The 12,521-nt window shown below is 74.3% G+C and carries 5 protein-coding genes and 1 tRNA gene; 2 read left to right on the forward strand and 4 right to left on the reverse strand.

The features are described 5' to 3' along the window. The first annotated feature begins 2 nt into the window (after nt 1–2). Together AB0K65_RS00575 and AB0K65_RS00580 are read left to right on the forward strand one after the other, a co-directional pair. Nucleotides 3–4,763, forward strand: a complete 4,761-nt coding sequence (locus tag AB0K65_RS00575; RefSeq protein WP_365712806.1) for a putative T7SS-secreted protein — start codon at nt 3–5, stop codon at nt 4,761–4,763. A gap of 13 nt (nt 4,764–4,776) precedes the next feature. After that, nucleotides 4,777–5,526, forward strand: coding sequence for a hypothetical protein (locus tag AB0K65_RS00580; RefSeq protein ID WP_365713602.1), 750 nt, complete (start codon nt 4,777–4,779; stop codon nt 5,524–5,526). A 173-nt stretch (nt 5,527–5,699) separates the two neighbouring features. On the opposite strand, the gene AB0K65_RS00585 is transcribed toward AB0K65_RS00580, so the two are convergent. From AB0K65_RS00585 to tmk, 4 genes are all read right to left on the reverse strand, one after another. After that, a tRNA-Thr gene (locus tag AB0K65_RS00585) sits at nt 5,700–5,773 on the reverse strand. 74 nt (nt 5,774–5,847) lie between these two features. Next, on the reverse strand, nt 5,848–7,383 hold the full coding sequence (locus AB0K65_RS00590; protein ID WP_365712808.1) for an alpha/beta hydrolase: 1,536 nt from the start codon (nt 7,381–7,383) through the stop codon (nt 5,848–5,850). 219 nt (nt 7,384–7,602) lie between these two features. Beyond that, entirely contained in the window at nt 7,603–8,805 is a 1,203-nt protein-coding gene (locus AB0K65_RS00595) for a DNA polymerase III subunit delta' (protein ID WP_365712810.1), read from the reverse strand. Nucleotides 8,806–8,958: 153 nt separating this feature from the next. Then, on the reverse strand, nt 8,959–12,309 hold the full coding sequence (gene tmk, locus AB0K65_RS00600) for a dTMP kinase (RefSeq protein ID WP_365712812.1): 3,351 nt from the start codon (nt 12,307–12,309) through the stop codon (nt 8,959–8,961). Nucleotides 12,310–12,521: the final 212 nt, after the last annotated feature.

Here is a 12,521-nt window from a genome sequence, read left to right on the forward strand (position 1 = left end):
GCATGGGCATCGGCGACTTCATCAGCGACATCACTCCCGACGCGGTCGAGGACGTGGTCGAGGACGGCGTCGAGTGGGTGGGCGGCCGGGTCGAGGACGCCGGGAACTGGACCGCCGACCGGCTGGACGACGTCGGCTGGGAGTCCGGCGCGGACTGGGTGCGCGAGCAGTCCCGGTCGGTCGCCAACCGGATGGGCGCCGAGGTCGACGAGATGGACCTCGGGCAGACCGAGGACAAGACCAAGCTGATCTACGGCAGTGCGAGCACCCTCCACTCCACCGCGTCGAAGCTCCGCGCGTTCCAGACCGCCTTCGACAGCGCGGGCGACGGCCTCAAGGGCCTCGACCCCTCCCGGCTCGCGGGCGCGACCGCCGAGGCGTTGCGGACCGCCGTGAGCACCCAGCCGCCCAGGTGGTACACCGGCGCCGACGCCTGCGAGAAGGCGGCGGCCGCGCTGGAGTCGTTCGCCGACACCGTCACCTGGGCGCAGGGCCAGGCCCAGACGGCGATCGACAAGTGGAAGGAGGGCGTCAAGGCGTCCGAGAACGCCGCGGACGCCCACCGCAGGAAGATCGACGGTTACCGGAGCGCCGTCGAGCGGTACAACGCCCAGCCCGCCGACAAGCGCGACCCGTCCTCGCTGCCGCCCTGTCCCGCCCCGACGTTCGACGACCCCGGCAAGAAACTGATGCAGGAGGCGCAGGACCTCCTGGCCGAGGCCCGCAGACAGCGGAACACGGCCGCGGAGACCGCCCGGACGGCGGTCCGCGCCGCCCGCGACAAGGCGCCCGAGAAGCCCTCGTACGCCGACCAGCTGGGCGACGGGCTGCGGGAACTCCAGATCATGGGGGACCACGTCGGCGGCGGCGTCATCAAGGGCACGGCGGGGCTGCTCAACTTCGTCCGCAGCGTCAACCCGACGGACCCGTACAACATCACGCACCCCGCCGAGTACGCGACGTCCCTCAACAGCCTGGCCGCCGGGCTCGTGGTCGCCGCCAACGACCCGGTGGGCACCGGCAAGCAGATGCTCGACGGCTTCATGAAGGACCCCTACGAGGGCCTCGGCCGTCTGCTGCCCGACGCCGCGCTGACCGTGGCCACCGGCGGTGGCGGCGCCGCGGTGAAGGGCGTGCGCGTCGCCGCCGACATGGCCGACGCCGCGAAGACGCGCAGGCTGCTCGACGACGCCCCGGACGGCACGCACGACACGCCCGACGGCGAGCGCACCGCCGGCGGCGACCCCGTGGACCTCGCCACGGGCCGGATGTACCTGCCGCAGACCGACGTGGACCTGCCCGGTGTCCTGCCGCTGGTCTTCACCCGCCGCACCGAGTCCGGTTGCGCGGTCGGCCGTTTCCTGGGCCCCGCCTGGACCTCCACCGTCGACGAGCGGCTGGAGATCGACGCCGTCGGCGTCCTCCACGTCACCGCCGACGGGCTGCTGGTGGCGTATCCCCACCCGGCCCCCGGCGCCCCCACCACGCCCACGGCCGACAGGTTCCGCACCCAGCTGTCCCGCGATGCCGACGGCGACTACACCGTGACCGTCCCCGACAGCGGCCTGACCTTCCGCTTCAGGGCGCCGTCCGGCGGCGAACCGGGGGACGACGGTGTCGCCTGGCTGTCGGAGGTGAGCGAGCGCAACGGCCACACGATCCACATCGACCGCGGCGAGGACGGCCTGCCGCTGGCCCTGGTCCACTCGGCGGGCCACCAGGTGACGCTGTCGTCCGCCGACGGACTGGTCACCGGTCTCACCCTCGCCCGCACGGGCGAGAGCGGCGCCGGCCTGCCCCTGATGTCGTACGGCTACGAGAACGGCGATCTCACCACCGTCACCAAGCCGTCCGGCGCCACCACCACCTACGTCTACGACGACCGCCGCCGCGTCATCGCCTGGATCGACTCGAACGACAGCCGCTACGACTACGTCTACGACGAACGGGACCGCGTCGTCGCCGAAGGCGGCGAGGCCGGCCACGTCCAGCTCACCCTGACGTACACCGAGCCCGACCCGCTGACGGGTCACCACACCACCACGCTGACCACCGCCGACGGGCACGCGACGCGCCACCTCTTCGGGCCCGGCTGCCGCCTCCTGGCCCTCACCGACCCGCTCGGCCACACCACCCGGTTCACCTACGACGCCCGCGGCAACCTCCTGACCCGTACCGACCCGCTGGGCGGCACCACCTCCTTCTCGTACGACGAGGACGGCCGGGTCGTGGCCGCCACCCGCCCCGACGGAAGCGAACTGCGCACCCTGCGCGGCCCCTTCGGCCTCCCCGTCGAGGTCGTCGGGGCGGACGGTTCACGCAGGGTCCACGCGTACGACGCCTTCGGAAACCGCACGGCGGTCACCGACGAGGCCGGGGCCACCACCCGCTACACCTACGACCGCGGCCGCCTCACCTCCGTCACCGACGCCCTCGGGGCGACGACTCGGCTGGTGTGCGACGCCGCGGGACTGCCCGTGGAGGTGACCGACCCGGGCGGCGCCGTCACCCGCACCGAGCGGGACCTCCTCGGCCGGCCGGTCCGCGTCACCGACCCGACGGGCGGCGTCACCCTCATGGAGTGGCACGCCGACGGGCCACTCGCCCGGCGCACCGACCCGGACGGCGCCACCGAGTCGTGGACCTACGACGGCGAGGGCAACCTCCTCACCCACACCGACGCGTCCGGTGGCGTCTCCCGCCTCGAGTACACGCACTTCGACCTGCTGGCCGCCCGTACCCGGCCCGACGGCGCCCGCTACGAGTTCGAGCACGACAACGAGCTGCGCCTCACCCGCGTCGTCGACCCGCACGGCCTGTCCTGGACCTACGACTACGACGCGGCCGGCCACATCGTGTCCGAGACCGACTTCGACGGCCGCACCCTCACCTACCGGACGGACCCCGCGGGCCGTCTCGCCGCGCGCACGGACGCGCTCGGCGGGACCGTCTCGTTCACGCGCGACCCGCTCGGCCAGGTCGTCCGCAAGGACGTCGACGGCCGCGTGACGACCTACGCCTACGACCGCGCCGGGCGCCTGCTGGAGGCGTGCGGGCCGGACGGCGAGCTGCGGTACCAGTACGACCGCCGGGGCCTGGTCAAGACCGAGCTGGTCGACGGCCGCCCCCTCGCCTACGCCTACGACGTCCTGGGCCGTCGCATCCGCCGGACGACCCCCACCGGTCACGTCACCTCCTACGCCTACGGTGCCGACGGGCGGGCCCGTCGCCTCACCACCGGCGACCACCGCGTCGACTTCACCCACGACGCCGCCGGACGCGAACTGACCCGGGCCATCGGCGACGCGATCACCATGACCTCCGTCTGGGACGAGGCCGGACGGCTGTCCGCCCAGCACATCACCGCCGGGGCGCGCGCCGTCAACAGCCGCGCCTACTCCTATCGCGCCGACGGTCAGCTGACGTCCGTCGCGGACCGGTTGTCGGGCACCCGCACCTTCGACCTCGACAGCGTGGGCCGCGTCACCGCCGTCCACGCGCACGGCTGGACGGAGCGGTACGCCTACGACGCCGCGGGCAACCAGAGCGCGGCGTCATGGCCGTCCCACCACCCCGGTCACGAGGCCACCGGACCGCGCGCCTACTCCGGCACCACCCTCACCCGCGCCGGTGCCGTCCGTTTCGAGCACGACGCCCTCGGCCGTGTCACCCTGCGCCGGAAGACCCGCCTCTCCCGCAAGCCCGACGCCTGGCGCTACACCTGGGACACGGAGAACCGCCTCACCTCGGTGACCACCCCCGACGGGACACGGTGGACGTACCGCTACGACCCGCTGGGCCGCCGCACCGCGAAGCAGCGTCTGGCGGCCGACGGCGAGAGCGTCGTGGAGGAGGTCCGCTTCACCTGGGACGGCCTCACCCTGTGCGAGCAGACCACTCACCGGCCGGACCAGCCGAACACCGTCGCCCTCACCTGGGACCACCGCCACGACGTCCCCCTGACCCAGACCGAGCGCATCCTCACCGCCGACGACCACCAGAGGGAGATCGACCGGCGGTTCTTCGCCATCGCCACCGACCTCATCGGCACGCCGACCGAACTCGTCGACGAGGCGGGCGACATCGCCTGGCGCACCCGGAGCACGCTGTGGGGCACCACGGCCTGGTCCCGGGAGAGCGGCGCCTACACGCCCCTGCGCTTCCCCGGCCAGTACTACGACCCCGAGACCGGCCTCCACTACAACCACTTCCGCCACTACGACCCGGAGACCGGCCGCTACACCTCCCCGGACCCCCTCGGTCTGGCTCCCGCCCCGAACCCCGTCGCCTACGTGGACAACCCGCTCAGCGGGTACGACCCGCACGGCCTCATGCCCAAGTACACGAAGGAGGAGAAGGCCCAGCAGCGGATCGACAAGATCCTGGACGGCATCGCGGAGAGGGCGGAGAACGGTGAGATCAACAAGCACCCGAAGTACCACGGGGACACGCGGCACGGCTTCACCGACGAGCGGGTCCTGGAGATCCTGAAGAACCCCGACGCCGTGTACCAGTCCTCGGGCCAGGCCGGTAACTTCGTGTTCCGCAAGGACAACGACATCGTCGTGGCCTACGGACCCGGGTCCAAGCAGGGCCAGGCCATCACGGCGTACGGAGATTCGGGCATCAAGGGCGACTCCGGCGCGGCGGCGCTCGGCGGCAAACCGACGGACCCCGGCAAGCCGGTCACCCACGAGGACATCGTGCAGGGCAGAATCCCGACCGACGGCGGCTTCCTGGCCCCGGCACGGCAGATCAGATGAGGCGAGAGTGGCCATGAAGCTGTCGTTCGACGGAGACTGGCGCGCGACGGTGACGGACGACCCGCTGCGCATCACCCCCCGCTTCACGGGCGACTCCGTGGACGTGGCCCGCCACGCGGACGGGGAGGAGCGCGAGCGCTTCCTCTCGAACACCTTCGGCAGCCAGGACCTGCTGTGGGACACCTTCGACACCCTGCGGTTCGACCCGGACACCCGCGAACTGGCGGGCACCGAGTTCCGCATGCCGTACGTGTCCGCGGACGCAGAGACCGTCCCCCGCATGCCCGTCCTTCCCGCGGTCCGCCCGGGCGGGCTCCGCGCGGACGAGGTCCGGGACTTCCGCCAGGAGACGTGCACGGTGCTGTGCCGGGCCCCGGGCGATGCCGAGCTGGCCTGCCTGCGCGACCTCGGCGTGCTCGACGGCCCCCTGGACGCCCGTGTCGGCATCGCCCCCGACGTGGCACTGCTCGTCCAGCACGGGACCGTGGTCGGGTGGAGCCTCACCGACCCCGCGCGGTACCTCACCGCCGCGCACACCGTCCCCGACGCGAGCCCTCCCTCGCCGGCCACGCGTCGTCTGCTCACCGCATGCCTGGACTTGGTGACCTCACCGCTGGTCGACGACGTGGTCGACGGCGAACCGGCCGCCCTGGCCCGCCTCCGCGCCGCCGACGCGGCCCTGCGCGCCCACCACGAGGACCGCAACCGGGCGGACGCCCTGCTCGGCCTGATCGCCACTTACGTGGAGGACTACGCGACGTGAGCACCACCCGACGGCGGCAGCGGCCGGGCCCACCGGGGCCCGCGCCGGGCGCCGTACGGGCCCTCCGCTCACGCCTCGCCCGCCCAAGCCCGCGAGATCCCGTGGCGCGGCCCGACCTGTCCCGGGCATGAAAAAGCCCCAGGTCACGGCGAGTGAGTCCTGGGGCTGATCCGAGCCGCCTTCGGGATTCGAACCCGAGACCTACGCATTACGAGTGCGTTGCTCTGGCCAACTGAGCTAAGGCGGCATGCCGTGCTTTCCCATACTGGGCGCAGCGGCCTCGCCAAGTCTACACAGTTTCCGGGGGTGCTCCGACCACCCCTATGAGCAGCGCTTTCCCTCCTCCGGGACGGTGCCCTCCAGGAGGTAGGTGTTGATCGCGGTGTCGATGCAGTCGCTGCCCCGGCCGTACGCCGTGTGGCCGTCGCCCTCGTAGGTCAGCAGCGTGCCGGAGGCGAGCTGGTCGGCCAGGGAGCGGGCCCACTTGTACGGGGTGGCCGGGTCGCGGGTGGTGCCGACGACGACGATCGGCGGGGCGCCGGCGGCGGTGATGCGGTGGGGGCGGCCGGTGGCGGGGGTCGGCCAGTAGGTGCAGTTCAGGGCGGCCCAGGCGAGGCCCGCGCCGAAGACGGGGGACGCCTTCTCGAAGGAGGGGACCGCCGCCTCGGCCCCGGCGGGTCCGGTGAAGGAGGCCGGGAGGTCGAGGCAGTTCACGGCGGCGTTGGCGAACATCAGGTTGGCGTAGGAGCCGTCCGGCTCGCGCTCGTAGTAGCTGTCGGCCAGGGCGAGCAGAGCCGAGCCCTCGCCGCCGATGGCCCGGGTCAGCGCCTCCCGCAGCTGCGGCCAGGCCCCCTCGTCGTACATCGCGGCGATCACGCCGGTCGTGGCCAGCGACTCCCCGAGCCTGCGGCTCTCACCGGTCGGCACCGGCTGGGCGTCGACCGTACGGAAGAACGCCTTCAGGTTGTCGGTGGCGGCGGCGACCGACGTCGTGCCGAGCGGGCAGTCGGGCTTCTCGACGCAGTCCGCGGCGAAGGACCGGAACGCGGTCTCGAAGCCCGCCGTCTGGTCACGGTTGAGCTCGACGGCCGGCAGGGAGGGGTCCATCGCCCCGTCCAGGACGAGGCGACCCGCGCGCTCCGGGAACAGCTCGGCATAGGTGGCGCCGAGGAACGTGCCGTAGGAGGCTCCGACATAGGTCAGTTTCCGGTCGCCGACGGCGGCCCGCACGATGTCCATGTCGCGGGCCGTCTCCACCGTGGAGACGTGCGGCAGGATCTTCCCCGAGCGCTTCCCGCACCCCGCCGCGAACGCCTTGAACGAGGTCGTGAGCGCGGCCGTCTCGCGCGCGTCGTCCGGGGTCTGGTCGACCTGGGTGTACGCGTCCATCTGCGGGCCCGTCAGGCACTCGACGGGTTCGCTGCGGGCCACTCCGCGCGGGTCGACGGCGACGATGTCGTAACGGGCGCGGACGGGGGCGGGGTAGCCGATGCCCGCGTAGCCCTGGAGATAACCGACGGCGGAGCCGCCCGGCCCGCCCGGGTTGACCAGCAGCGAGCCGAGGCGCTTGCCCGGGCCCGTGGCCCTGACCCGCGAGACGGCGAGCTTGATCTCGCCGGCGTCCGGACGGGCGTAGTCGAGGGGGGCCCGCAGCGTGGTGCACTCGAACTTCGGCACTCCGCAGTCCCGCCAGACCGGCTTCTGGGCGTAGAACGCCTCCAGGCCGGCGACCGAGGCCCGGGGGGCCGGCGCCGCCCCGGGCGCGGCGGCGTCGCTCCCGCCCGTGCAGCCGGAGAGGATCAGCCCGGCGGCCGCGAGGGCCGTGGCGGACGTACGGAGGAAACGCCTGGAGTCCATGACCGGAGCGTATCCGCACCCGCACGGAGCGTGTCCAATCGGACGTCTTCCTGTGGACAACGGCGGGCGCCGGTCGGGCGCCGCGTGGCCGTCGTCCGGGGTCCTCGGCCGACCACGGCGGGCGTCTCAGCGCCGTCGCCGCGATGCCGGTCGGCGTCGGGGCCCGGATTCCCGGATTCTCAGGTTCGTCGCCACGGGCCGGCCCCCGTCGTCGCGGTGTCAGTCGCGCAGCGCCATGGTCATCGCCTCCACCGCGAGCAGCGGCGCCACGTTGCGCTCCAGGGCGTCGCGGCAGGCGAGCACCGCCTCGATCCGGCGCAGGGTCCGCTCGGGGGTGGTCTCCCGCGCGATCCGCTCCACCGCGTCGCGCACGTCCTCGTTGGCCAGCTGCGTCCTCGCGCGCAACTGCAGCGTCAGCACGTCGCGGTAGAAGGCGGTCAGGTCGGTGAGGGCGAGGTCCAGACTGTCGCGCTGGGTACGCGTCTTGCGCCGCTTCTGACGCTCCTCCAGCTCCTTCATCGCACCGGCGGTACCGCGCGGCATCCGCGAACCCTGCCCGCCGCCGAGCGCGGCCCTCAGCTCCTCGGTCTCCTTGGCGTCGATCTCCTCGGCGACCTCCTTGGCGTCCTCGCCGGCCGCGTCGATCAGCTCCTGGGCGGCCTTGAGGCAGCCTCCGACGTCCCCGACGCGCAGCGGCAGCTTGAGGACGACGGCGCGGCGGGACCGGGCCCGCTCGTCGGTCGCGAGGCGGCGGGCGCGGTCGATGTGGCCCTGGGTGGCCCGGGCGGCGGCCATGGCGGCGGCCGGCTCGACGCCGTCGCGGCGGACGAGGACGTCGGCGACCGCGTCCACCGGTGGTGTGCGCAGGGTCAGGTGCCGGCAGCGGGAGCGGATGGTGGGCAGCACGTCCTCCAGCGAGGGCGCGCAGAGCAGCCAGACCGTGCGCGGCGCGGGCTCCTCGACCGCCTTCAGGATGACGTTACCCGCGCCCTCGGTGAGGCGGTCGGCGTCCTCCAGGACGATCACCTGCCAGCGGCCGCCCGCGGGCGAGAGCTGGGCGCGGCGGACGAGCTCGCGGGTCTCCTTCACACCGATGGAGAGGAGGTCCGTGCGGATCACCTCGACGTCCGCGTGCGTCCCGACGAGGGCGGTGTGGCAGCCGTCGCAGAAGCCGCACCCCGGGGATCCTCCCAGGGCCCGGTCGGGGCTGACGCACTGCAACGCCGCGGCGAAGGCGCGCGCCGCGGTCGCCCGCCCGGAGCCCGGAGGGCCGGTGAACAGCCACGCGTGGGTCATCTTGGAGGCCTCGGGGGCCGGTTCACCGGCGGCATGGGAGGTCACGAGCGCGTCGGCGTCGCGCGCGGCGGCGGCGAGCTGCTCCTCGACCTTCGCCTGTCCGACCAGGTCGTCCCATACGGCCATGTGCCCTCCTCAGGTACGCCCTCCATTGTGGAGCACCCGACTGACACCGGTTCCCGTACGCCCGACCCCTGACGGGCGGGAAGCGGACGGGGGGCTCACGAGGGGGTCCGGCCCCCTCGTGAGCCCCCTCGGAGGCACTCGCGTACACCCGCCCTAGCGGCGGCGGCCCCGGCCGTCGTCCTCGTCGTCGTGCGGGCCGAGCAGCTCGTCCGCCAGGGTCGGCAGGTCGTCGAGCGGCGTCTCCTCCGCCCAGTCGGAGCGGCGGCGCGGCCGGCCCTGCTCGTCGAGCTGCGGGAGTTCACGCGTCCGGTCGTTCGCGCCCTGCGGGTCGGCCGCGGGCCGCTCGTCCCGGAAGAAGCCCGGCGGCACCCGGTCGGCCGAACCGGCGTCCCGTACGGGCGGCAGCACGGCCGTCTCGTCGGCGTCCCGGCGCACCGGCGGCAGCACCGCGGTCTCGTCGGCGTCCCGCACCGGCGGCGGTACGGCGGTCCGGCCGGCGTCCCGCACCGGTCGCAGGACCGTCGTCTCCTCCTCCGGCCGAACGTCCTCCGGCTCCGGCCGGACGATCGGCGTGGGGACGGTGATCTCGTTCGGCGACACCTTCGGCACGGTCTGCGTCACGTCGTCGGGCCGGACGTCGTCGGACCCCGGCTCCTCCGGCCGCACGACCGGCGTCGGGACCGTGACCTCGTTCGGCGACACCTCGGCGGCCTGCCGAGCGGCCTCGCGCGCCGCCCTCGCGGCCTCCGCGTCCCGTGCCGCCTTCTCGCGCGCGGCGACCTGCTCCGCCGCGGCCGCCTCGGCGGCCTCGCGAGCGGCGGCCTCCTGAGCGGCCTTCTCCGCCGCCGCCTCCTGGGCCGCCTTCCGAGCGGCGGCCTGCTCCGCGGCCTCCCGGGCAGCCTTCTCCGCCGCCTCCGCGGCGGCCTTCCGCGCCGCCTCCTCCGCGGCCTTCGCCGCGGCGGCCTCCGCAAGACGCCGGGCCTCCTCGGCCCTGACCAGCGCCTCCTCGGCCTTGCGCTGCTTCTCGCGGCGGCGTTCCTCGGCCTCCTCGCGCAGCCGGGCCTCTTCCTCGGCCTGCTTGCGACGGCGCTCGTCCTCCTCGCGGCGGGCCTTCTCCTCGGCCTCGCGGCGCCTGCGCTCCTCCTCGGCGGCCTGCCTGGCCTCCTCGGCACGCCGACGCGCCTCCGCCGCCTGCCGTTCGGCCTCGCGCTGCCGCGCCTCTTCCTCCTCGCGGCGCTTGCGCTCCTCCTCCTCGGCACGGAGCCGGGCGAGCTGCTCCTGGCGCTCGCGCTCCAGTCGCTCCTCCTCCGCCTTGCGCGCGGCCTCTTCCTCGGCCCGGCGCCTGGCGTCCTCCTCGGCCTTCCGGCGAGCCTCCTCCTGGGCCTTCACCTCGGCCTCGGAGAGCGGAAGCATGCGGTCGAGCCGGTGGCGTACGACGGTGGTGACGGCCTCCGGCTCCTGGCCGGCGTCGACGACGAGGTAACGGCCCGGGTCGCCCGCGGCCAGCGCGAGGAAACCGGCCCGCACGCGCGCGTGGAACTCCGGCGGCTCCGACTCCAGCCGGTCCGGCGCCTCGGTGAACCGTTCCCGCGCCGTCTCCGGCGCGACGTCGAGCAGCACCGTCAGGTGCGGGACGAGACCGCCGGTCGCCCAGCGGTTGATCCGGGCGATCTCGGTCGGCGACAGGTCGCGCCCGGCGCCCTGGTAGGCCACGGACGAATCGATGTACCGGTCGGAGATCACCACCGCGCCCCGCTCCAGGGCGGGCTTGACCAGCGAGTCGACGTGCTCGGCGCGGTCGGCGGCGTACAGCAGCGCCTCGGCGCGGTTCGAGAGCCCGGCCGAGGAGACGTCGAGCAGGATCGAGCGGAGCCGCTTGCCGATCGGGGTGGCCCCGGGCTCGCGGGTGACGACGACCTCGTGGCCCTTGGCCCGGATCCACTCGGCGAGCGCCTTCGCCTGCGTGGACTTGCCGGCTCCGTCGCCGCCCTCCAGGGCGATGAAGAAGCCGGTCGAGGCAGGCGCCTGCACGGGGTCGGCGCCCCGTAGCGCGTCGCGCAGATCACGCCGCAGCGGTACGCCGGCGCGGTCGTCGGTCTTGGCGAGGACCAGGGCGGCGACCGGCAGCAGCAGCGCGCCGGCCAGCATCAGGGTGAAGGCTGCGCCGCCGTGCGCGAAGACGAAGTCGCCCGAGGCGAGCCGGTGCGGGCCGATCGCGGCGGCGAGCAGCGGCGCTCCGAGCGCGCCGGCCGCCATGGCGACCCGGACGACCGCCTGGAGGTGCTCGGTCATCCGGGGGCGGCGGGCCTCCTCCGTCTCCTGGTCGAGGAGGGTGTGGCCGGTGTGGGCGGCGACGCCCCCCGCGTATCCGACGAGGACGGCGAGGAGCAGCACCGTCGCGGTGTCCGGCACGAGGCCCGTCGCGAGCAGCGCGATGCCGGTGACGGTGATCGCGAGGGCGAGGAGCCGGCGCCGGGACAGCGCGGGGACGACGGAGCCGCCGGTGCGGATGCCGACGGCGGTGGCGCCGCTCAGCGCGAGGATGAGGAGCGCGAAGGTGACGGGGCCGCCGGCGAGGTCGTGGGCGTGCAGGACGGCGACGGCCGCCGCGGCGGTGACGGCACCGGCGACGGTGGCGCAGGCGAGGACGAACAGCGGGACGGCGCCCGTGCGTCCCTTCTCCGCGGCGGGCCGGCGCAGGCCCTCCAGGGGCGAGCGCGGCCGCGGGGTCTGTCCGCCGGGCAGTTCCATGACGTACAGCACGGAGACGGAGGCGGCGAAGAGGCCGGCGGCGACGTACGAGCCGAGTGCGGCCTGGTGCCGCGAGAACCAGTCGATGCCGGTGGCGAGCAGGTTCCCGATCAGCGTCGCGACGAGCAGCACGGCGGCCGCCGCCGGGACCGCGAGGAACCCGGTCCGCAGCGAGAGCCGGCGCAGCGCGTCCATGTGGTCCGGCAGCGGCCGGACGGCTGCGCCCTCCGGCGGCGGCGCGGGCAGCAGCGCGGGGGCCGCGCCCTCCCGGGCGATGGTCCACAGCCGCTCGGCCGCGCCGGTGACGAAGACGGTCCCGAGCACGAACCACAGGGCCTTGTCCGGTGTCCACACGATCCACAGCGGCGCGACCACCAGCAGCGCGACCCGCAGCCCGTCGGCGCCGATCATGGTCCAGCGGCGGTCGAGCGGGCCCGCGGGCCCGGTCAGCGCGGTGAGCGGACCCAGGAGTACGGCCCCGAACAGCACGGTGGCCAGGAGTCTCGCGCCGACGACGGCGGCGACGGCGAACGCGGCCCCCCGGTAGCCGCCGCCGAGGGCGCCCTCGGAGACGGCGGCCTGATACCCCAACAGCACCAGGACGAGGAGGGCGAGGGCGTCGCCCGTACTCCCGGCCAACTGCGCGCTCCACAAGCGTCGCAAGGGCTGATGGCGAAGAAGGGCGCGTACGGCACGCTCGCGGGAGTCCGCGACAAGGGCGACGTCGGAGTCTGGCTGCTCTGCTCGCGTCATCCGTCCACCCTATCCGGACGCCTTCACTCCCCGTGGCCTCCACCCGAACAAACGTCGGGGGAGGGGACGGTCGCTTCGTGAGGAACGGACCGGTCGGCCCCGCCCCAGGAGCGGGCGGGAGACACACCGGCCCGGCCCTCGCCCCGCGACCACCCGCGCACCGCACCGCCCCGGTCCCACCCCGGAAACGCCCAAGGGGCCGAGGTCTCCGG

The sequence above is a fragment of the Streptomyces sp. NPDC053755 genome (assembly GCF_040677675.1).
In the GTDB taxonomy this organism is placed as follows: domain Bacteria; phylum Actinomycetota; class Actinomycetes; order Streptomycetales; family Streptomycetaceae; genus Streptomyces.

Coding starts and splice junctions, on each gene's coding strand:
- tmk (WP_365712812.1), bottom strand. CDS start 12,309: ATGACGCGAGCAGAGCAGCCAGACTCCGACGTCGCCCTTGTCGCGGAC.
- AB0K65_RS00575 (WP_365712806.1), top strand. CDS start 3: ATGGGCATCGGCGACTTCATCAGCGACATCACTCCCGACGCGGTCGAG.
- AB0K65_RS00590 (WP_365712808.1), bottom strand. CDS start 7,383: ATGGACTCCAGGCGTTTCCTCCGTACGTCCGCCACGGCCCTCGCGGCC.
- AB0K65_RS00580 (WP_365713602.1), top strand. CDS start 4,777: ATGAAGCTGTCGTTCGACGGAGACTGGCGCGCGACGGTGACGGACGAC.
- AB0K65_RS00595 (WP_365712810.1), bottom strand. CDS start 8,805: ATGGCCGTATGGGACGACCTGGTCGGACAGGCGAAGGTCGAGGAGCAG.